Source organism: Pseudotamlana agarivorans (genome assembly GCF_018860245.1).
Taxonomy (GTDB): domain Bacteria; phylum Bacteroidota; class Bacteroidia; order Flavobacteriales; family Flavobacteriaceae; genus Pseudotamlana; species Pseudotamlana agarivorans_A.
In genome coordinates this window covers 254380-275812 of record NZ_JAHKPD010000011.1, presented here as the reverse complement: position 1 = coordinate 275812, position 21433 = coordinate 254380, and the positions used below count along the sequence as shown (strand labels likewise).

Annotated in this window: 21 protein-coding genes; all 21 read right to left on the bottom strand. The window is 34.7% G+C overall.

From position 1 onward, the window contains the following. Positions 1-2 precede the first annotated feature (2 nt). Complete coding sequence (locus KO493_RS06045; RefSeq protein ID WP_216067043.1) at positions 3-548, bottom strand: WcaF family extracellular polysaccharide biosynthesis acetyltransferase; 546 nt, start codon at positions 546-548, stop codon at positions 3-5. A gap of 3 nt (positions 549-551) precedes the next feature. Continuing rightward, positions 552-1697: a glycosyltransferase family 4 protein gene (locus tag KO493_RS16030; protein ID WP_216067042.1), complete on the bottom strand. Its 1146-nt coding sequence runs from the start codon at positions 1695-1697 to the stop codon at positions 552-554. After that, entirely contained in the window at positions 1690-2724 is a 1035-nt protein-coding gene (locus tag KO493_RS06035; protein ID WP_216067041.1) for a glycosyltransferase, read from the bottom strand. Before KO493_RS06035 ends, KO493_RS16030 begins: the two co-directional genes overlap by 8 nt. Then, on the bottom strand, positions 2721-4010 hold the full coding sequence (locus KO493_RS06030) for an O-antigen ligase family protein (RefSeq protein WP_216067040.1): 1290 nt from the start codon (positions 4008-4010) through the stop codon (positions 2721-2723). The genes KO493_RS06035 and KO493_RS06030 overlap by 4 nt, the downstream gene beginning before the upstream one ends. Next, on the bottom strand, positions 3988-5124 hold the full coding sequence (locus KO493_RS06025; RefSeq protein WP_216067039.1) for a glycosyltransferase family 4 protein: 1137 nt from the start codon (positions 5122-5124) through the stop codon (positions 3988-3990). The genes KO493_RS06030 and KO493_RS06025 overlap by 23 nt, the downstream gene beginning before the upstream one ends. Next, positions 5121-6101 (bottom strand): glycosyltransferase family 2 protein, encoded by a 981-nt coding sequence (locus KO493_RS06020; RefSeq protein WP_216067038.1) that lies wholly within the window; start codon positions 6099-6101, stop codon positions 5121-5123. Before KO493_RS06020 ends, KO493_RS06025 begins: the two co-directional genes overlap by 4 nt. Before the next feature lie 47 nt (positions 6102-6148). After that, positions 6149-6766 (bottom strand): sulfotransferase, encoded by a 618-nt coding sequence (locus tag KO493_RS06015; RefSeq protein WP_216067037.1) that lies wholly within the window; start codon positions 6764-6766, stop codon positions 6149-6151. A gap of 381 nt (positions 6767-7147) precedes the next feature. Then, a complete protein-coding gene (locus tag KO493_RS06010) occupies positions 7148-8329 on the bottom strand; it encodes a glycosyltransferase family 4 protein (RefSeq protein WP_216067036.1) in 1182 nt (393 codons plus the stop codon). A gap of 91 nt (positions 8330-8420) precedes the next feature. Further along, on the bottom strand, positions 8421-9719 hold the full coding sequence (locus KO493_RS06005) for an MOP flippase family protein (RefSeq protein ID WP_216067035.1): 1299 nt from the start codon (positions 9717-9719) through the stop codon (positions 8421-8423). Next, complete coding sequence (locus tag KO493_RS06000; protein WP_216067034.1) at positions 9716-9994, bottom strand: hypothetical protein; 279 nt, start codon at positions 9992-9994, stop codon at positions 9716-9718. Before KO493_RS06000 ends, KO493_RS06005 begins: the two co-directional genes overlap by 4 nt. 78 nt (positions 9995-10072) lie before the next feature. Continuing rightward, a complete protein-coding gene (locus KO493_RS05995; RefSeq protein ID WP_216067033.1) occupies positions 10073-11353 on the bottom strand; it encodes a nucleotide sugar dehydrogenase in 1281 nt (426 codons plus the stop codon). Positions 11354-11370: 17 nt separating this feature from the next. Then, positions 11371-12813, bottom strand: coding sequence for a UDP-glucose 6-dehydrogenase (locus tag KO493_RS05990; RefSeq protein ID WP_216067032.1), 1443 nt, complete (start codon positions 12811-12813; stop codon positions 11371-11373). Between the two features lie 188 nt (positions 12814-13001). Next, positions 13002-13877 (bottom strand): KilA-N domain-containing protein, encoded by an 876-nt coding sequence (locus tag KO493_RS05985; protein ID WP_216067031.1) that lies wholly within the window; start codon positions 13875-13877, stop codon positions 13002-13004. 129 nt (positions 13878-14006) lie between these two features. Continuing rightward, positions 14007-15020, bottom strand: a complete 1014-nt coding sequence (locus KO493_RS05980; protein WP_216067030.1) for a GDP-L-fucose synthase family protein — start codon at positions 15018-15020, stop codon at positions 14007-14009. 215 nt (positions 15021-15235) lie between these two features. Then, positions 15236-15601, bottom strand: a complete 366-nt coding sequence (locus KO493_RS05975; RefSeq protein WP_216067029.1) for a four helix bundle protein — start codon at positions 15599-15601, stop codon at positions 15236-15238. 372 nt (positions 15602-15973) lie between these two features. After that, complete coding sequence (gene gmd / locus KO493_RS05970; RefSeq protein ID WP_216067028.1) at positions 15974-17089, bottom strand: GDP-mannose 4,6-dehydratase; 1116 nt, start codon at positions 17087-17089, stop codon at positions 15974-15976. A gap of 296 nt (positions 17090-17385) precedes the next feature. Next, positions 17386-18177, bottom strand: a complete 792-nt coding sequence (gene cysQ, locus KO493_RS05965) for a 3'(2'),5'-bisphosphate nucleotidase CysQ (protein WP_216067027.1) — start codon at positions 18175-18177, stop codon at positions 17386-17388. Between the two features lie 5 nt (positions 18178-18182). Continuing rightward, positions 18183-19436 (bottom strand): sulfate adenylyltransferase subunit 1, encoded by a 1254-nt coding sequence (locus KO493_RS05960; RefSeq protein WP_216067026.1) that lies wholly within the window; start codon positions 19434-19436, stop codon positions 18183-18185. A gap of 67 nt (positions 19437-19503) precedes the next feature. Continuing rightward, positions 19504-20409 carry a sulfate adenylyltransferase subunit CysD gene (gene cysD / locus KO493_RS05955; protein ID WP_216067025.1) on the bottom strand — a complete coding sequence of 302 codons (906 nt, stop codon included), beginning with the start codon at positions 20407-20409 and terminating at the stop codon, positions 19504-19506. Further along, positions 20402-21010 carry an adenylyl-sulfate kinase gene (gene cysC, locus KO493_RS05950; protein ID WP_216067024.1) on the bottom strand — a complete coding sequence of 203 codons (609 nt, stop codon included), beginning with the start codon at positions 21008-21010 and terminating at the stop codon, positions 20402-20404. Before cysC ends, cysD begins: the two co-directional genes overlap by 8 nt. Next, complete coding sequence (locus tag KO493_RS05945; RefSeq protein ID WP_216067023.1) at positions 20965-21423, bottom strand: DUF2061 domain-containing protein; 459 nt, start codon at positions 21421-21423, stop codon at positions 20965-20967. Before KO493_RS05945 ends, cysC begins: the two co-directional genes overlap by 46 nt. Positions 21424-21433: the final 10 nt, after the last annotated feature.

Below are 21433 nucleotides of genomic sequence, written 5' to 3'. Positions count from 1 at the left end.
TGTTAATTTATAGTTCTTTTTTTTGTGTTTATGGCTGGATTGCCTTGATAAATATGATAAGCTTCAAGATCTTTAGTTGCTATAGAACCTGCAGTTAAAACAGCATGGGTATGTGCAGTAACGCCTGGGCAAACTGTAGATTTTGCGCCAATCCACGCCCCTTCTTTAAGGGTGATTGTACCGAGAAGTAAATCAAAGCTTGATTTTTTATAATTATGATTGCCACAGAGTAGCATGGCGCCTTGTGAAATGCACACATGGTCTTCAATGCGTACTTCGGTTAAGTTGTCAATCCAAACCTTTTCACCAATCCAAATGTTGTTTCCTAAGTTTAAAAACCAGGGGTGTTTAATATTAACACCCGGTTTAATCATAACTCCAGATCCAACCCTTGCTCCAAAGCATTTTAAAAGTATGATTTTTAATTTAGAAGAAGGATTCAGTGGGTTTATAAAAAACAGTACGTTGGTAAAATACCAAAGTAGCCGTTTTAGTTTGCTGCCTGGACGATACCAAGCATTGTTATAACTGGATAGATCGGTTTTCATTTTTTATTCAAACAGGGCTTTTGTTTTTGAAATTAACTCTGGGTTTTCTGTGAATTTTTTAGCAAAATTAAAACTCGCTTGTGACCAAACATGAAATTCTTCTTCGTTCATTTTAGCAAATTGTTCTATTTTTTGCTTTAAAGTATCTTGGTGATCTAATGGGATGTCAAACCCTATTTGCTTTGGTTCTAAATTTTTCCATGGGGTATTTTTAGAAATAATAACTGGGCAGGCGTTTTGCCAGGCCTCCATAATCACGTGACCAAAATTTTCATGCTGTGTAGGTAAAAATAAGACATGTAAATCTTTTAAAGTGTCTTTTAGTTTAAAATTTGGGATGGCTCCTAAATATTCACAGGTCACGTTACTCGGTAATTTCTCAATTTCCCTTTGGCACTGCGCCCAGTATGTTTTTTCTTCAATTGGACCAATGATTTTAAACTGAATAGCTAGTTTTGAATTTATAGCTTGTAAGGTCTTAACACAAGCTAATAAATTTTTTTTAATTGAAATTCGTGAAACAAAAAATAAGTTTAGGCTATTAGTTATTTTTAGTTTAGGTGTGGGTTCGCTATTTATTTTTGCCGAAAGGTTTGGAGCGACATTGATCTTCATATTTTTACCAAAATGCGCTTCTATTTCTAGTTTCTCTGAAACATCTGTAGCATGCCAATAAATTTTACTAGGCAATCCAGAAGCTTTAAGCGCAGCTAAAAAGAGCTTCTTTTTTAAAGGTTTAATAGCTAATGCCCCTTTACCTAGCATTCCACGAGGGGCTAGTACCTTTTTTATATCTAAATTTTGGGTAAGCCACAGGGGAAGCAATGTGAACTTAGGAGAAAATAAAGAATTAAAATATACCGCCTTAAAATTTTGTTGGGTTATAATCTCCTTATATGCCTTTAAATTCTGATGCTGAGCATCTAGATAAATGACTTGGTAATTATCCTTTTGTAGCCATACATTAGTTTCCTCAGACCTTAGTGGTAGGGGAGCGTCCAAATCGGTGTTTGAGGTTACCACCCAGAAATTGTAATCCTGACCTAAATGATTGACCAAGTTGGCTACCGATTGAATGGGCCCACCTGCCTTATAAGCTGGTAAAAACCAGTCGCTAAATATGAGGATATGCGGTTTTGTGTTACTCACGAATTATAGAATTAATTTTAGCCGACCAGTCGTTCAGGTTTATTTTATGAGCAAGCGCTTTGCTGTGTTTCGAATATTTTAAATAGGTGGTTTCATCGAAAACCGCATATTTTAAAAGTAACTTTTTTAAAGCCTCAGCATCGTTTGCTTGGTAGGTATGACCGTTATAATTATTGATTACGAATTCTGAAGCCGCTCCAGTTTCTTCAGTCGTAATGATAGGCATACCAGCTAAAGCTGCTTCATGTACCACGACTCCCCAGGCTTCATAGAGGCTTGGTAAAATAAAGGTTCCTGCGTTTTCTAATAATTTAGGTAAAGCTTCAGGCCTTACAAAGGAGGTATGCTTAATATTATTATGTTTTGGTATTTGCTCAGCTAAGGGGCCATTGCCTATAAAATGAACTTTAAAGTTGATGAGTTCTTCTTGAATTAACTCGTTAAGAACTTTAAAAAGTACTTTTAAGCCTTTATGTTCCACTAGGCGACCTATAAAAACAAACTGCTTGTTGTGTGATGTTTGCACGGTGTTTTTAAATAAATTTTCATCAGCACAATAAAGACCGGTTAAAATATTTGTAGATTCAAAACCTAATTTTTTAGCATAATAATACTGCGGCATGCCGGCTACCCAGATATGCGAAAAATAAGGGCGGATAAACAATGGGCTTAAATAACTCGCTAAATGCTGTTTAGGATTTCCTAACCATTGGTTGTCCATACCTGTAATGACCGGGATACCTGATTTTTTATAGCTTTTTGCGATTTGCAAGTAGCGTTTATCGGTCCAGCCTGCCACATAAATTAAATCGGGATTAAACGTTTTAACCTGTTGTTGCAAAGCTTCTGAATCTAGTGAGTCAACATTTTTAAGTGCTATGTTTTCTGTAGAGTGTAATTGAAAAGGAGCGTCTGGACTAGGTGTCTTTCTAAATACTAAATAGCTGTTGTTATTAATGGTTGCATCATGTTGCATGCAAGCCATCCAATAGCCAGTTAGTTTTGTAAATAGGACTAAAATTTTCATTGATAGATGCGTGTGTGTTTAAGAGGTTGATTTTGAATAGCAAAATATAAAAATAAAAGTGGCGTAAAAGGATTCATAGAGGCTGCCATCCAAGATTCTGTAATGCCAATTAAAAGTATAGTAATTATGTAAATAACGGCTGTGGCTTTTAATGTTGCTTTTTGATAGAATTTAAAAAGCATCCACCCAAAAGCAATTACACCAACAATACCCACATTTAAGAGTAATGAAAAATACGAGCTCCATATACCACTCCAATGACGTGCACGTACGGCGCCTATATATTTGTCGGCATAGTCTTTAATGAAATAATTATCATACATAAAGCCTTGACCATACCACAAATGAGTAGAGATTTCCTCCCAAGCCACCTTCCAGACAATGGTTCTTCCACTGGCAGTTTCAAGGCTATTTAAACGTAGCTCTATGTTAGAGCCAATAAAGGTTAATAGATCTTGAAGGCTTATATAGTAAATGAATAGCACCCCTACAGTTGCTAGAACGGCATAAGGTACAAAGGCTTTTTTGTTAGTTAAAACCTTGTTGGCCAACGTGTAAAAGAGCATACTGACCAATGCAGTTCTAGAGCCAGTCAATAGTATTAATAAAACTATTATGAAGATGTTAATTAAAATGAATTTTTTATTGACCCCTAATAATTCACCACGTTGTTTTAATAAGTCTATTATGGCATAAATAAAAACGAGAAGCATGCCTAATCCATTAGGATTTCCAGTAAGTCCCATGAAACGACCAACTAAATAATAACTTGGGTTTATTAATAGAACAAAATTTATTAAAATAAAACCAAATAAAAAGTAGAATAAAAGAATACCAATGTTATTTTGTTTTATGTACAGGATGTTTACCAGATTAAAAAGAGCATAGCCAACAAAAAAATAGGCTAGACATCGTAAAATGGCATCATAACCTAGCGGCGAAAAAAGTAGAGTAATGATTAAACTGATGAAAACAAAAGGAAGCGTGAACCAAGCTAAATTCAGTTTTTTAATCTTTATTTGATATACTTTTACTAGTGTTAAGGCTAATATGATAAAACGTAAATTGCCATTATAGGCGAGGGGACCAGAAAAATTGTTGGCTAAAAAAAAAGTTAGTAAAAATGAAATTAATAAAAAATCTAGTTTTTGTTTTGTAGGTAAATATGATATAATCGCTAAAAGCGCCAAAATAGCACCTGGTAAACCTACTCCAATTCCAAGTAACAGGAAAATGAAGGTAGAAATAAATAATTGTTTATATTTATGATAAACTTGTTGTATCAATTAATAGGTTTTTAATTAAAGTTTGAATGACACAATCCCATTGGAAATTCTTTGCTTTTTCAATAGAGTTTTGCTTTAATTTATCTAATTGAGACGACTTAATAGCTTCATGAATGGCAATGGATAGACCTGTTTCAATATTAGAGGCCTTTAGTAACCACCCATTATTTTTATCAACCATTTCACTAACCGCGCCAACATCCGTTGCAATAATCGCGCAGCCGCAAGTCATAGCTTCTATAATAACTGTTGGCATGCCTTCTGAAAAACTTGGGCAAACCATAATATCCGAATTATATAATATTTTTTTTATTTCATTACTGTCATGAATGGTGCCTAGATATTTTACATTATGATGTTTTATTTGTTTTTCCTTTGGAATTGGTCCAACAAATTGCACCTCGTAATTAAGACTATCAATTGTGTTTTTTATGACGTTATGAAACTCTTCAATACCTTTTCTTCTTTCATATCTACCAATGAATACTAATTTTAGTTTTTCTGAGGTATCATTAAAATCAACTTTATTACTAAGCCAACTATCATCAATAGCATTAGGTATCTCAATTACTGAGTTGTTTTTAGCTTTATTTAGATAAAGTATGTTAGTTAATTTCCCTCCTAAAGAAACTTGTAGGTTAGCATTTTTAATAATTGTCTTAGCAGGAATTCTTAATAAGAATTGCTCTAATTTATTTTTTAGATTAATACTGTATTGAAACATTTCTAATCCATGTAAATTAGAAATTAAATTGTTTAAAAAAGGGTTTTTCTTTAGAAAATACCAAGCAGTAAAACCTTGTGCGTAAATAACATTAGGAGCCTCTGTTAAATCAATTTTATTATACAATGCTTTTGAATATAAGTATGATGCATAAATATAATGACCAGGGAATTTAGGTGTTTTAGGAAAAGGGATTACAATAAAACTTAAATAGTCTAGTTCCTCATCTACAAAATAGTTCTCTATGTTAATGTCATTATTACTAGTAGGGTGGTATACATCTACGTGAATTTTGTTTTTCGCTAAATGTTTTGCTAAATTGAAAGAGTGTTTCTGCATTCCTCCAATAACATATGGGTATATGCCATTTGTTAGTAAACTAATTTTCATAAACAAAGTAAATATTTCATAGTATAATTAAAACCCTTTATTTTCCAAAACCCTTTTTTATATAAATAAACATAAAAATTAATGTATTTAAGTTTGAATAGATTAGAAGGATGTTCTTTTATGAACTGAATTATTTCTTTATAAATTTCGACATGTAAACTTACTTCATTATTTAGTACTAAGCAGTTATAATTTAGCGCTGTAATAAATTCAAATATAGTACCGTTAATAGCTCTTTTTTGTTTATTTGTTTTCAATAAAGGAGTTGTTTTTTTGAGATATGTTAAAACGCCATTTTTCTGTTTTTCTAATTGTTGTTTGATATCTTGGCCTGTTCTTTCGGTATCTATTCTATAAAAAGCATCAGCAAGATGTGTGGGGTATGTCTCGAAAGAGACACTTTTATCTAGAAGGGCGCGTGTATGTAGCTCTACATCTTGTAATCTTGTAAAATCTGTATCAAATCCATTTAACTGATTAATATAAGTCCTATCCCATACAACAGACATGATATTCCAGGGTAAGTTATGTTTTAAAAAACGAATTAAGAAATTATCTCCTTTTGGAACCCATATGGAGTTACTATCTCCAATTTTTTTATAGAAAGTACCTGTTGAAAACACCCAAAAGTTGTTGTTGGGGGATTGTGAAATCAGAGACAAACGTTGATTAAGGCATTCTTGGGCTAATAAGTCATCAGCATCTAAAAATAAAATATATTTTCCTTTAGCTTGTTTTAATCCGATGTTTCTACATGTTGAACCACCTTTAGGGAGTTTTACCCTTTCATATAACTTTATTCTTGAATCTTGATTACAAAAAGCATTTATTATATCAATAGAGTTATCTGTAGAGCCATCATCAACAATCACAGCTTCCCAGTTAGGATAGGTTTGATTTATTAAAGACTCCAGGGTTTCTGCTATAAAAGGAGCTTTGTTATAACTTGGAATAATTATACTAATAAAATTTTTCAATTTGTCTCAATTTTTATTATGCTTTTTTAAGCCGTCTTACTCAATAACTAATTACTAGATTCATTAAATCTTGGAAAACTTTTTCGAAAACTTTCTTTACCTAAAAACAGTGCCAATTTTTCAAAGCCATATTTATCCTTAACGTTCAAAATAATAAAATCTTTCTTTGGGTGTGTTTTAAAATAATCTAAAACAAATTTCTCATGATTTTTATAATCTTCCCACCCTTTTTCGATATCCGGATAATGTCCTTTTACTTTGTAAGTCCAATTATAAAAAGATTTTTTCCATTCATTTTCATCTCTAGTTAAGTATATAAACTTACTTTCAGGGAAAGTTTTATCTAAAATTGGTATCATATCTTCCTTTAACCACGGTAGATCGTCAAATGACTCAAACTTAGCAGTATATTTTAATATTTTACTATAATTTTTGGTTAAATAATATTTACGGTATATTCTCCTGTTAAAAGAACTATTTTTATAACCTAACATTTCTAATGACTTACCCAATGTAGTTGTACCCGTTTTGTTGTACCCTATACAAAATACTTTAGAATTATAATTTGATTTTCTAAAATAGGTAAATAGTATATTTTTGATTATGAAAATTTCATTTTTAGATGCCTTAATAATTTTTTTAGATACGTAGATTACATTTTTCATGTTAAATCTTTTTTATTTGAAGTTGGATATAGTTATTTTCTTTATAAAAGAGCCAATTGGAAATACCTAAAACTTAATGTTATGATATTTTACAATAGGTTTAGCTGCCTTTTTTTTAAAATATTTAACTAGAATATTATAATCGTATTATTTATAATTATTTAACCGTTTACTTTACCACATGTTTCTACAATAGAACCTTCTTTTTGTGTATAATGACTTGTGAAATACTACTAACTTGCTTATGAAATCATTATCTACAGTTAGAGCTTTTAAGTTAGGATATTTCTGATCAAAAGAAGTTTTTGAAGGTGTCTGTTATTATAGTGTTTTGTGATTGCTCCGTATGAGTATATTAATAAAATTTACGGGATATTTGATTTATATAGTTTTTTTAATTGAAGATTTTACTAATTCTTTAATTTTTTCAACTCGGGTTTTAGTACAACAAAGGTTAATAATATGTTCTCTACCTGCTTTTCCCATTTTTTCAGCTACATCGGGATTTTCAATTAAATATATGATTTTTTTGGCCATATCTTCAAAATCAAATTCCTTAACTAATAGACCCGTTTCTTTGTCTAATACATTTTCAGGAATTCCATTATGATAAGTAGACACTACTGGGATTTCATGTATCGCAGCCTCAGCTAAACTTATAGCAAACCCTTCTTGATCACCAGAGCTAGCAGTAACGCTATGCTGGGCGTACACCCAGTGTTTATTCATGATCGGAAAGGATTGTTCACGATTTAATACACCAAGCATATCAACTTTTTCTTTTATACCTAGTTTGTCTATACATTTTTTAACAGCATTTTCTAATGGACCACTTCCTATAATCGTTAACTTAGCATTTGGTATTTTACGTTGTACGATATTAAAAGCATGTAATAAAGCAATCGGGTGTTTCTTAGGTGTTAAACGGCCTAAAAATATTACAGAAGGGTTTTCGTTCTTTCGTTTATTCCAATTAAGAGGCTTTACTTGTGATGAGTTAAGTCCATAACGAATTACTTTTATTTTTTCCTTAGAGCATCCTTCTAATTCCAGGATCTTGCGGATATAATGACTTGCAGCTATAATATAGCTCGCACTTTCAAATACTTTTTTAAGTTCTTTCTTGTAGAATTCATCATTTAAGGCAGAAGTCACATCATAACCATGGACATGAACAATAAATGGAATTTTATTGTCGACCATGTATTTCCTACACATAACTGCTGAAGTTCCATAATCAATAAAAGCAACATCAGGCTTATTAATTATGTTGTTTTTGAGTGCGTGATAACCATTATAAATTTGAAATTTATTTTTAAAATGATTTCCTTTTCCTCCTAAAAATTGACCTAATTTATATAACTTAAACGAATTTTTATAACCTTTTTCAGAATACCCTGTAGATATTGTTTTAAGGCCATCGATACCTTTTATTTTGTGTTTTTTATTTCCACCGTATACAGTAATATTAATATCTTCATCGTCTTGAAGAGCAGATATTAAATCAAAAATAAAAGTTTCTGATGGAGATACATTTGTGTGTGTGAAATATCCTAGTTTCATTTATAATATAATTTTAATTTTTTGGTAAAAAAGGGCAAACTTGATGAAGTTAAATAACATGTTTATATGAATTTAAAGCTTTATTTTTCATCTAAATGTTGTTCTTAAACAGCCTCAATAATATCAAGGGGTTAATAATAGTAGCTTTAGTATATTCTTTAAAGCTACATGAAATCATTTTAGAAATCAGTAATTTATAAAAAGGGTAAAAAGCTAATAGCATAAACAAGCTAAGTCCAATGGCTATGCCATTTACCCCCATGAAAGAGCTTATGTATACGATTAAGGGGACTACACATAAGGCTAAAATATTCCAGTAAAATTCTAGATCTGTTCTTCCTGTAGCCGTAACTAACGCTCCTACAGGGTTTCCTAATGAACGCAAATACATGTAAATGCATAGGATTTGTACAATACTAACGATATGTATAAAGTCTGTTCCATATAAAATTAAAACTACGGGGTAGGCTAAAATTGCTAATAAAACATATGCCACGAAATTTAAAGAACTAACAATATTTAATATTTTTAAATACCCCTCTTTAAGTTGATTTTTATTGTGTTGTATTTTTGCTAATGTTGGTGCGGCGACTTTAGATAGGATGGGGTTAATAATCATAGTTGGTCTAAAGACCAATTGTTTTGCTAGGCTATACCCACCTAGCACTTCCGCACCAAGAATTTTACCCACAATTAAAGTGTCAATGTCTCTATTAAAGTAATTTACCACTTGTCCACCTACTTGATACATGCCTATTTTTAAAAAGGGCTTAGTCTCTAACATTTTAAAATGCCATTGAATGCTATTTGAGTTGATGCCCGAAATTAGATAGGTTAAGTTACTTAAAGAAAATTGAAGTAGGGCAGAATACACAATAGCGTATACCCCATAATTTAAATAAGCCAAAATAATTGCTAAAATAAGTGATAATGTAGAGGTAATTACATCAACTATAGCAATAAATTTAAAATCTAGGTTTTTTGCTTTCACAGTTTTAAACTGTCTACCTGTTGCCGAAATAATTAAACTTAAACTCATTAAAATTAGTAGTAGTGGTAATTGCTCTTCATTATAAAAATCCCCTATGAAGGGACTTACAATCATTATAATAAGCATTAGAGTAAGACTAAAAAAAACATTTAGCCAATATAAACTAGAATATTCGTTTTTAGTAATATTTTGTTTATGCAATATGGCAGAAGTTAAGCCCATATCCATAAATAAACTCATAAACCCTAGAACTACATTCACTAAAGCCATTAGTCCGAAATCTTCTATTGCTAAAAAACGAGTTAAAACCGATAATTTAATTAAAGACACGAGAGCTATTACAATAGTACTGGCTGTTGTCCATTTTGTGCCAGAAATAGCCATTTGTTTTAAGTTCATTTATTTAATGTTTTTAAAATATCATGTAATCGTTTTTGTGGATTACAAAGTTGAGCAATATGTATTCTACCTGCTTCGCCGAACTCTTTACATAAGGTTTTGTTTTTTAATAATAATTTGTTTAAAAACCTTGTTTCATGATTAAAGCCTGTGGTTTCTTTTTCACCAGAAAAGTAAGTGATGTCTCCATGTTTTTTAAACAAGCCTTTAAGTAAATCGTAAACAAATGTTTCTGAAATACTAATCTTTGTATCATTGAAATAACCGATCTTCATACTAAATTCTTATTTGTTAGAACCTTAAGAAAGGTTGCTATTTTATTAATTATTATTTCTTTTAAATTTTATATGACATTACAGCTTACCATCAGCATCTGTTAAAATCCCTTTAACATCATATATAATGCCCTTGGGGTTTAAGAACTTTTTAAGGTTCATTTTAGAAAACTCATTATGGGCTACGGTTAACACAATAGCATCGTATGTTGTATTCGGTTTTTGGTTACTGGTTATTAGGTTGTACTCATGCATGACTTCTTCTGGGTTTGCCATCGGGTCGAAAATAGTGACTTGGGTTCCAAATTGTTTTAATTCGTTAACCACATCTACGGCTCGTGTATTTCGAACATCTGGACAATTTTCTTTAAAGGTGATGCCTAAAACGAGAATATTGGCATTCTTAATTTTAATTTCTTTATTAATTAAGAGTTTGATAACTTCTGTGGCCACATATTTTCCCATACTATCATTAATACGACGTCCTGCAAGTATTATTTCGGGGTGGTAGCCAATTTGTTGTGCCTTTTGAGCCAAATAATAAGGATCGACCCCGATACAATGTCCGCCTACTAAACCAGGTTTAAAGGGTAGGAAATTCCATTTGGTACCTGCGGCTTCTAATACGGCATGGGTATCGATATCTAATAAGTTAAATATTTTAGCCAGCTCGTTTACAAAGGCGATGTTGATATCGCGTTGTGCGTTTTCAATCACTTTAGAAGCTTCGGCCACTTTAATAGAAGGCGCTAGGTGGGTACCTGCTGTAATTACCGATTTGTATAAATTGTCAATTTCTAAGCCTACTTTAGGTGTAGATCCCGAAGTGACTTTTAGAATTTTTTCAACTGTATGTTTTTTATCTCCTGGGTTGATGCGTTCTGGTGAATAGCCTGCATAGAAATCGGTATTGAATTTTAAACCTGAATGTTTTTCTAGAACAGGGATGCATTCTTCTTCTGTAGCGCCTGGATACACTGTAGATTCGTATATCACGGTATCTCCTTTTTTTAAGACTTTAGCAACCGATTCACTGGCTTTAATTAGGGGTGTTAAATCGGGGGTGTTGTTTTTGTCTACCGGTGTTGGTACGGTTATGATATAATAATTACAGTTGGAAAGGTCTTCTATTTTTGTTGTACAGAATAACCCTTTTTCTTGAGTTGGTTGCGCAACTAAAACCGATTTGAGTAAGGCATTGGTTATCTCTAAGGTGGTGTCGGTCCCTGAATTTAACTCGGCTATTCTTTTGGTATTGATATCGAACCCTATGGTAGGATATTTTGTAGCAAATAAGCGTGCTAATGGTAAGCCCACATACCCTAAACCAATGACTGCAATGTTATAATTTTTATTCATTTTAATCTTTTGAAATATTACTTCCCAATACTCTGCACAATAAACCCAATCTTTTCCAATTCAACCTTATCCAACACATTACGGCCATCAAAAACAAAAGCCGGTTTGCTCATGTTATTGTAAATGGTTTGCCAGTTATAGGTTTTAAATTCGTCCCATTCGGTAAGCACGGCAATGGCGTGGGCACCTTCTAGGGCTTTATAAGGGTCGGTTTCTGTTTCTAGGTACTGTTTGTTTTCGCTTTCGCTACGGGTGTTTAGGTAATTGATATCCCCTTGCATTTGTGTAGCGGTAACTTTAGGATCGTACACGGTTATTTGCGCACGTTCGTCCATCAGGCGGTCCGCCACATAAATGGCAGCTGATTCTCTGGTGTCGTTGGTGTCTTTTTTAAAAGCCCAACCTAAAAAGGCGATTTTTTTACCTGACACGGTATTGTATAAGGTAGAAACGATGTTATTGGCAAAACGATTACGTTGGTGGTTATTCATTAGGATGACCTGCTCCCAGTAATCAGCGACTTGATTTAAGCCTAAAGATTTGGCGATGTAAACCAAGTTTAAAATATCTTTTTGAAAGCAAGAGCCACCAAAGCCTACAGAAGCTTTTAAGAATTTTGGTCCAATACGAGAATCCATTCCGATAGCTTTTGCCACCTCTTCTACATTAGCTTCGGTAGCTTCGCAAAGCTCAGAAATAGCATTTATGGAGGACACACGTTGTGCTAAAAAGGCATTGGCAACGAGTTTTGATAGCTCAGAAGACCAAATGTTGGTTGTTAAAATTTGCGATTTTGCTACCCAAGTCGCATACACATCGACTAAAGCTTGAATGGCTTTTTTACCTTCAAGCGTTTGCTCACCACCAATAAGTACACGATCTGGATTTGCAAGGTCAGTCATCGCGGTCCCTTCAGCTAAAAACTCTGGGTTGGATAAAATTTGAAACTTTACCCCGTTTCCGGTATGGTCTAAAATACTTTTAATGGCCTGAGCGGTTTTTACCGGTAGGGTAGATTTTTCGACAATGATTTTATCGGTGGTTGCTACCTCGGCGATTTGTCGGGCACAAAGTTCGATGTATTTTAAGTCGGCAGCCATACCTTTTCCTTTTCCGTAGGTTTTGGTTGGCGTGTTTACTGATATGAAAATCATTTCTGCCTCTTGAATGGCTTGGTCAACTTCTGTAGAAAAAAATAAGTTACGGCCTCTGGCTTCTTCAACGACTTGATCTAGCCCTGGTTCAAAAATGGGTAATTTTGATAGGTCAGCATCGTTCCAATCGGCAATACGTTGTTTGTTTAAATCAACTACGGTTACCTTGATATCAGGGTTGCGTTGTGCCATGACTGCCATGGTTGGGCCGCCCACGTAGCCTGCGCCGATGCAGCAGATGGATTTTATTTTTTGTTGGTTGTTGGTTGCTGGTTGTTGGTTATTGGTTGCTTCTACTTGGGCCATTATTGTTTATTCGTTGAATTGTTTATTTGTTTAATCGGGACGCTTTGCTTTGTTTAATTGTTGAACTGTTTAAGCGATGTTTTATTTGGGATGCTGAATCGAGTTCAGCATGACGCTACGTTTTCAATTAAAAATTAATAGTTAAAAATTAATAATTTGTAGTCGCTTGTTTTTGTTTAACGTTAAAGTTAATCTTGATTATTTAAATTATTGTCCTCACGAAGATAAGTCGTATTGTTTTCTTTCTTAATGGATTTAATAATGTTTATTTTGTTTAAAACCTCTAATTGTTGTTCCGCTATGCGATTTAGGTTTTGATATCGTATTTTTTTATCAATACCACTTTTTATAAATTCAGAATTTAAAGACTCAAGATTTGATAGTACCGCTAGTTCATTTATACTTGCAAAGTCTCTCATGTTTTTACCATGTAAAGCTAAATTGGGATTAGCCTCTTTCCACTGCTTTGCTGTACATTTAAATAAAGCGAGGTTTAATAAGTCTGCTTCCTCTGCATATTCCAACCAACGGAGGTCTATATTTTTTTTACTTTGAGGTATTATATGGTCTTTAATTGCTTCTGTTTGTATTTGATAGTTTACTTTACTAAGTACTCTTTTGACATTCCATTCTAAATTATACTGATTGGATTCAATTTCTTTAAGACGTTGAAATTCTTTGATTAGCAAGAGCTTAAACATTGGGCTTATCCATGCTCCGAACTCGAAAGCTATATCTTTGTGCGCATAAGTGCCTCCATATCTACCACTTTTTGATAAGATACCTATGGCTCCTGTGGCTTCTACCCATTTTTTAGGGGTTAAATTAAAGGAATTTAAGCCTGCTTGATTTTTAAAGGTGTCGAATTCGACACCTTTAAAACTAGGGTTATTTAGTTGTTCCCAAATTCCAAGAAATTCAATTGTATTTCTATTGCGCATCCAATTTCGAATATGGTCGTTTCCTTCTTCTCCACGTACCATATCGGTTAGGCATATATAATCCTTTTCAGCAAATGATGCTATTGAAATAAATTTATTGTCAACTTTTAATTTGGGAGACATGACACTTAATTTTAATTAAAAATTAATAGTTAAAAGTGAATAATTGATAGTTGCTTGTTTTTGTTTTATGATTGGTGTGCTCTTTTGTGAGATGCTGAAACGAGTTCAGCACGACGAAACGTGTACTCGTTATAATTTTACTTTTTTATAATTATCTACATTTTCTAAAAACCATTTGTAGGTACTCGCGATACCATCTTCTAGTGATGTGGTGGCTTGCCAGCCCAGTTGGTTCAGTTTCGAGCTGTCCATGAGTTTACGTGGGGTGCCGTCTGGTTTGCTGCTATCCCAAATGATTTGGCCTTGGTGGCCCACCACCTTTTGAATGGTTTCGGCGAGTTGTTTGATTGTGACATCAGAACCTGTACCTACGTTGTATAGGTACTCAGGTAACACGTTCTTTACGGCATGAACTACAGCCTGTGCCATATCATCTACATGTAGAAACTCACGCATTGGTGTTCCGGAGCCCCAGAGAGTTACTGCTTTGTCTTGACCTTTGACTGTTGACTCTTTTTGACCTTTGACTGTTGACTGTTGACTGTTGACAGTTGGCTCTTGACCTTTGGCTTCGTGGAATTTTCTTAGCATGGCAGGTAAAACGTGCGAGGATTTTAGGTCGAAATTATCGTTTGGACCGTAAAGATTTGTTGGCATTAGGCTTACGAAATCTTTGTTGTACTGGTCGCGTATGGCTTTACATAGACGAATCCCTGATATTTTTGCTATGGCATAGCCATCGTTGGTAGGTTCTAGAGGGCCGGTTAGTAGGTATTCTTCTTTAAGCGGTTGATCTGCAAGTTTTGGATAGATACAAGAACTTCCTAAAAAGATGAATTTGATAACATTATAGTTGTGTGCCGCATCAATCAGGTTGTTTTGTATTTGCATGTTATGCAATAAAAATTCGTATTGTTGCTGGCTATTGGCTAGAATACCACCCACTTTAGCCGCTGCATCTATGACTACATCTGGTTTTTCGCTTTCAAAAAACTGGTTTACGGCTTGTTGATTACGTAAATTAAGTTCTTTACTGGTTTTTCCCATTAGGTTGGTATAGCCTAGTTTCTCTAAACGTCGCCAAATAGCGGAACCTACCATTCCGCGGTGGCCTGCTATGTATATTCTAGATGATTTGTTCATTTTTTTGAAATGTTTACTTTTGACCATTGACCATTGACTATTGACTATTGACTGTTGACTGTTGACTGTTGACTGTTGGCTTTTGACCCTTGACTTGTTCAGGGTACGTTTAAGTGTTAGTAGTTATTTTGTGTTTATTCAAACGCGTCAAGCGTTACACCTAAACTAGTCAACGGCTAAGGGTCAACAGTCAAGGGTTTTTTTTAAGTCAATGGTTATTTCAGATCTTCTTTCCTAATTTTTTGAATAAACGCATTTATTCGTTTTTCCAAACTCTCAACTTTTTCTATGAGTTGATTTGTTTTATCTGTATTACAATAGTTTAAGTTCTGTATAGTTTTCAGAAGCGTTTCGACTTCAAAAGCGGAACCTAAACTCATTTCTAAAAAGCGATGAAAATCTTTAGATGACGATTTTGCAGCACCTTCAGCAATATTATTTACAATGGACACCGCTGCTCTTCTAATTTGAGAGCTTAAACCATAAACTTCTTCTTTCGGTAAGTCATTCGTTAAAAGGTAAATTTCCTTTACGAATTGCATCCCGTCGTTATATATGTCCCATGTTCTAAAGTTTCTCATCTTTTTTTGTTTGGCTGTTGATTATTGACCTTTGACTGTTGACTGTTGACTGTTGACTTTTGACATGTCAACGGCTAAGGGTCAAGAGTCAAGGGTTTCTTGAAAGTCAACTGTTATACCATGTTTCCCAAACGCGCATAGCGTAAACTTAATTGTGGTCAAAAGTCAATGGTCAACGGTCAATAGTTCTTTTCTGATTGTCAACGGCTAAGGGTCAAAGGTCAATGGTTATATCATGTTTTCCAAACGCGCATAGTGTTAAACGAAATCGTTGGTCAAGAGTCAATAGTCAACGGTCAAAAGTTGTTTTGTGTTTGTCAACGGTTAATGGTCAACGGTCAAGGGTTTTTTTGCAGTCAAGGGTTTTTTTTATTACTCATAATAATTCAAAGTCCTATAATTCCCATCCTTTAAATACTGATCTTTTTTCATTAAATTTAAATCACTCTGCATCATGTCTTTTACTAGATCGGCTAATTCATATTGGCATTCCCAACCTAATTTTTTATTGGCTTTGCTAGCGTCTCCTATTAATAATTCGACTTCTGTTGGTCTGAAATATCTTGGATCTACAGCTAGGACTTCTTTGCCTATTTCGATTTGATATTCTGGGTTTGAACAAGATCTTACATAGGCTTTTTCATTAACACCTTCACCTTTAAATTCTAACTCCACACCAACTTCTGCAAAACTTAAGCGTACAAAATCTCTAACCGTGGTTGTTTTTCCTGTGGCGATGACCCAGTCTTCAGCTTCATCAGCTTGTAAGATCATCCACATCATACGCACATAATCCTTGGCATGACCCCAATCACGTTTGGCATCCAGATTACCTAAGTATAATTTGTCTTGTAAACCTAAGGCAATTCTAGAAGTGGCGCGGGTGATTTTTCTTGTTACAAAAGTTTCCCCACGAATTGGCGATTCGTGATTAAATAATATACCGTTACAAGCATAAATACCATAAGCTTCACGATAGTTTACCGTGATCCAATAGGCATACATTTTGGCGACAGCATAAGGGGAACGTGGGTAAAACGGCGTGGTTTCGCTTTGTGGTACCTCTTGTACTTTTCCGTATAATTCGGAGGTAGAAGCCTGATATATTCTAGTTTTGTTCTCTAAACCTAATAATCTGATGGCTTCCAGTAGTCGTAGCGTCCCAATACCGTCTGCGTTAGCGGTGTATTCTGGCATTTCAAAAGACACTTGAACGTGACTCATTGCGGCCAGGTTATAAATTTCGTCAGGCTGAATTTCCTGAATGAGTCGCGTAAGGTTGGTACTGTCGTTCATATCGCCGTAGTGTAAAATAAAATTACGGTTTTCGATATGCGGGTCTTGGTATAAGTGATCGATTCTATCGGTATTGAATAATGATGAGCGGCGTTTTAATCCGTGTACTTCATAACCTTTTTTTAATAGGAATTCACTAAGATAGGCACCATCTTGTCCTGTTACCCCTGTTATAAATGCGACTTTTTTCATTAGGTTTAATTTGTAATTTAATTTTGTTGGTTTTTATGATTTGTTCGAGTCTTGCCGTATGATTATGAGACCCTGAAATAAATTCAGGGTGACGTACTACTACTACTACTACTACTACTACTACTACTATTTATGACTTGTTCTCGACTCCGCTCGAACACCGGTTGAATTCATGCTGCGTAACGGTCTTCGAGCGGAGTCGAGAAGTTATTTTACTGCTTCTCTTGACAAACTCGTTCTCAACTGTGCCTGTCTACTGACAGGCCGGCTCGACCTGACATCACGACATTCAACTTTTACTTCACCAAAAACCAGTTATTCAATAATTCTTTTCTGTTATACTTCATATTTTCTCCGGTACCTTGATCAATAACATCAAATCCTGCTGCTAAGCAAATGGCATTTCCAGCGGCGGTGTCCCATTCCATAGTAGGGGCAAAACGCGGATAGCAATCAGCAACACCTTCGGCCACCATACATAGTTTGAGGCTACTCCCTTTAGATATGGTTTCTACGTCGCCATGCTTGGCTTTCATGGTATCGATGAAGTCTTGTGTTTCTGGAGACAGGTGTGATCGGCTAGCGACTATGGTGAATTTTTCTTTTTTGATATCTAAAGGCATTTTTTCAGCGTTGGCTAAGATCTGTTCCAAAGAAAAATCTTCTGATGGATTACTTAATTTAAACGCACCCATTTCCGCATTAGCGAAATATAAAATATGTTGTGCTGGAACATAAATCACCCCAATGGTAGGGATCTGGTTGTCTATAAAGGCAATATTTACCGTAAACTCCCCATTTCTTTTGATAAATTCTTTAGTCCCATCAATCGGGTCAACAATCCACAATTGGTTCCAGTTTTTCCGGTCTTCATAAGGAAGATGTTGTCCTTCTTCTGATAGAATCGGGTAGGAAAGGTTTTCTAGTTCTTTAACTATTATATGGTGTGAAGCGACGTCTGCCTTTGTTAGAGGCGAATCGTCACTTTTAAAGTTAACGTCAAAATCTTCGGTATCATAAATTTCCATGATACGTTTCCCTGCTTTTAAAGCGGCTTTGATGGCTAATTCTGTAAGGTTTGTCATCATATATATTAAATAATCATTCCTGCCGCAACAGTTTCATTAGTAGTATCATCTACTAAGATTAAACTTCCTGTTGTTCTGTTTTCACGATACGAATCAACCATAAGCGGTTTTGTCGTTCTAATTTTTACTTTTGAAATGTCATTCATTTTAAGTTCACTATCATCGGTAATGCGCCCTAAAGATTCAATGTCAATTTTATAAATCACCTCTTTAATCATGGCTTTTTGATCGTTTGAGGTATGACGAATACTGTATTTCGCTCTAGGTTTTGCGGTATCATTATTTAACCAGCATAACATCACTTCGATATCCTGTGAAGCTTCAGGTTTATTATTAGAGCGTACAATCATATCCCCACGACTGATATCAATATCATCTTCTAAAGTTATAGAAACTGACATGGGAGCAAAGGCTTCCTCTAAAGAGCCTTCAAGGGTATCAATTGATTTTATTTTTGAATTAAAACCAGATGGCATGATGGTAACTTCATCTCCAGGTCTAAAAATACCACTAGAAATTCTACCGGCGTAACCTCTATAGTCCCTAAAGGTAGCACTTTGCGGTCTTAAAACGGTTTGAACTGGGAAACGGCCATCGACTTTATTAATATCGCTACTAATGTGCATGGTTTCTAAAATATGTAGCATAGGCGCCCCTTGATACCAAGGCATGTTATCTGATCTATTCACGACATTGTCCCCTAAAAGGGCACTCATAGGAATAAAACGCACATCCTTGATCAGTAATTTAGAGGCAACTTCTTCAAATTGAGAAACGATATCATTAAATACCTCTTCAGAAAAATCGACTAAATCCATTTTGTTAATACAAACAATAACATGAGGAATTTGAAGTAAAGAGGCGATAAAAGCGTGACGTTTGGTTTGCTCAATTACCCCGTGACGGGCATCTATTAAAATTGTAGCTACATTGGCAGTAGAAGCTCCAGTAACCATATTTCTGGTGTATTGAATATGACCAGGGGTGTCGGCTATAATAAATTTACGCTTTGGGGTTGTAAAATAGCGGTAGGCCACATCAATGGTGATGCCTTGCTCGCGTTCATCACGTAATCCATCGGTAAACAAGGCTAAATCAACACCGTCATGGCCTTTCTTTTTACTTGTGTTTTCAATAGATTCTAGTTGGTCTTCGAATATAGATTTAGAATCGTATAATAATCGGCCGATTAAAGTACTTTTTCCATCATCTACACTTCCTGCTGTTGTAAAACGTAATAATTGGTTGTTATCTAACATGTGACTTTTTATAGGATTGCTAAATTGAATTTAGCTTGATCTTTTATGCGTTGAGTAATATATAAATTTAGAAGTAGCCTTGACGTTTACGGTCTTCCATGGCAGATTCTGAACGTTTGTCATCAGATCGATTCCCTCTTTCGGTTTGACGCATACCAGAGACTTCATCAGCGATCTTTTCTAAGGTGTCTGCATCAGATTCAATACCACCAGTTATGGTGATGTCCCCAAGTGTTCTAAATCGGATTTTTTTGGTTACAACTTCTTCATGGTCTTCTAAAACAAGAAATTCAGAATTCGGAATCCAAGCATCTTGTCTCCAAACCACTTCACGTTCGTGAGCATAATATAAGGAAGGAATGGCGATATTTTCGCGTTTAATGTAGTTCCAAACATCCATTTCGGTCCAGTTAGAAATCGGGAAGGCTCTAAAATGTTCGCCTTCAAAATGTTTTCCGTTAAAAATGTTCCATAATTCTGGACGTTGATTTTTAGGATCCCATTGTCCGAAATCATCTCTATGAGAGAAGAAACGTTCTTTAGCACGAGCTTTTTCCTCATCACGACGGCCACCACCAATGGCACAGTCAATTTTATTCGCTTCAATAGCGTCTAATAAAGTTGTGATTTGTAAAGCATTACGTGTGGCGTTTTTACCTTTTTCTTCAGCAACACGACCTTCGTCTATAGATTCTTGAACAGAACCCACAATGAGTTCAGCATCTAATGCTTTGATGATATCATCTCTGAATTTAATGGTTTCTGGGAAGTTGTGTCCGGTATCGACGTGCATTAATGGAAAGGGTATTTTAGCAGGATAGAATGCTTTTTTAGCCAAATGGGTAACTAAAATGGAGTCTTTTCCTCCAGAAAACATGATGACAGGGTTTTCAAATTGTGCCCAAACTTCTCGTAAAACATAAATGGCTTCCGACTCTAACTCGTCTAAATAATTTAAATAGTACTTACTCATTAATGCTATTTTTAAGTGCTAATTTATTTTTAATGGCTTGAAATATGATTTCAACCGATTCTTCAATAGTATTTAAATGGGAAACTTCCACATCTGGATTTTCAGGAGCCTCATAAGGTGCTGAAATACCAGTCATGTTTTTAATTTCACCGGCACGTGCTTTTTTGTATAAGCCTTTAACATCGCGTTCTTCACAAACCTTAAGACTGGTGTTTACAAAAACTTCCACAAAATTTTCCGGACTTACGGTCTCTCGAATAAAATGCCGATCTTTTTGATAAGGCGCTACAAAGGCTGCCATAACTACCAACCCTGCATCGATGAATAATTTTGAAATCTCCCCAATACGTCTGTTGTTTTCAGAACGGTCTTCAGGTGAAAAGCCTAAATTCTGATTTATACCACGTCTTACGTTATCACCATCGAGTACGTAAGTGTGAATTTTATTATGGTTTAAGCGTTCTTCTAAAGCGTTGGCTATAGTTGATTTCCCAGAACCAGATAAACCGGTGAAAAAAATTAAAAAGGAATTGTGCCCGTTTAATTTTTGACGCTCTAGTCTACATATTTTGTATTCGTGCGCTGTGATGTTTTTTTCCATTTGCTTAATCGCCTTCTTTTTTCTAAACCAAAATCTATTTTGTACCAAACTCTTTCATGTAAGTAGTAGAGCACCATTTTCGTGATGACTTCTGCAACACCGATGCTTAAACCGGTTAACGGGTTTCCTGTAATAACCCAGGCTAATATCATGGTGTCTAAAGTACCAATGATTCGCCAAGTAACCGTCTTGAGTAAATGTCGTTTTTTACTTTCTGCAATTTTAACTTTAAACCAAACCTGCTCATGAACATAATACAATAGCATTTTTGTTACGACCTCAAAAGCACCAATTTTTAAACCGATAAGTGGACTGCCAGAAATGATCCATGATAATATGACAGTGTCTAATGTGCCTACTAAGCGCCAGGTTATGGCTTTAACAATATGTCTTCGGTGTATTTTTTTTGGCATTTAAAATGAG

Excerpts from the sequence above, each read along its gene's own strand:
- KO493_RS06015 (WP_216067037.1), bottom strand. The coding sequence starts at position 6,766 with ATGAAAAATGTAATCTACGTATCTAAAAAAATTATTAAGGCATCTAAA.
- KO493_RS06000 (WP_216067034.1), bottom strand. The coding sequence starts at position 9,994 with ATGAAGATCGGTTATTTCAATGATACAAAGATTAGTATTTCAGAAACA.
- KO493_RS05985 (WP_216067031.1), bottom strand. The coding sequence starts at position 13,877 with ATGTCTCCCAAATTAAAAGTTGACAATAAATTTATTTCAATAGCATCA.
- KO493_RS06010 (WP_216067036.1), bottom strand. The coding sequence starts at position 8,329 with ATGAAACTAGGATATTTCACACACACAAATGTATCTCCATCAGAAACT.
- KO493_RS05975 (WP_216067029.1), bottom strand. The coding sequence starts at position 15,601 with ATGAGAAACTTTAGAACATGGGACATATATAACGACGGGATGCAATTC.
- gmd (WP_216067028.1), bottom strand. The coding sequence starts at position 17,089 with ATGAAAAAAGTCGCATTTATAACAGGGGTAACAGGACAAGATGGTGCC.
- cysD (WP_216067025.1), bottom strand. The coding sequence starts at position 20,409 with ATGAGTAAGTACTATTTAAATTATTTAGACGAGTTAGAGTCGGAAGCC.
- KO493_RS05980 (WP_216067030.1), bottom strand. The coding sequence starts at position 15,020 with ATGAACAAATCATCTAGAATATACATAGCAGGCCACCGCGGAATGGTA.
- cysC (WP_216067024.1), bottom strand. The coding sequence starts at position 21,010 with ATGGAAAAAAACATCACAGCGCACGAATACAAAATATGTAGACTAGAG.
- KO493_RS05960 (WP_216067026.1), bottom strand. The coding sequence starts at position 19,436 with ATGTTAGATAACAACCAATTATTACGTTTTACAACAGCAGGAAGTGTA.
- KO493_RS05995 (WP_216067033.1), bottom strand. The coding sequence starts at position 11,353 with ATGAATAAAAATTATAACATTGCAGTCATTGGTTTAGGGTATGTGGGC.
- KO493_RS06045 (WP_216067043.1), bottom strand. The coding sequence starts at position 548 with ATGAAAACCGATCTATCCAGTTATAACAATGCTTGGTATCGTCCAGGC.
- KO493_RS06035 (WP_216067041.1), bottom strand. The coding sequence starts at position 2,724 with ATGAAAATTTTAGTCCTATTTACAAAACTAACTGGCTATTGGATGGCT.
- KO493_RS05945 (WP_216067023.1), bottom strand. The coding sequence starts at position 21,423 with ATGCCAAAAAAAATACACCGAAGACATATTGTTAAAGCCATAACCTGG.
- KO493_RS06005 (WP_216067035.1), bottom strand. The coding sequence starts at position 9,719 with ATGAACTTAAAACAAATGGCTATTTCTGGCACAAAATGGACAACAGCC.
- KO493_RS05990 (WP_216067032.1), bottom strand. The coding sequence starts at position 12,813 with ATGGCCCAAGTAGAAGCAACCAATAACCAACAACCAGCAACCAACAAC.
- cysQ (WP_216067027.1), bottom strand. The coding sequence starts at position 18,177 with ATGATGACAAACCTTACAGAATTAGCCATCAAAGCCGCTTTAAAAGCA.
- KO493_RS06025 (WP_216067039.1), bottom strand. The coding sequence starts at position 5,124 with ATGAAAATTAGTTTACTAACAAATGGCATATACCCATATGTTATTGGA.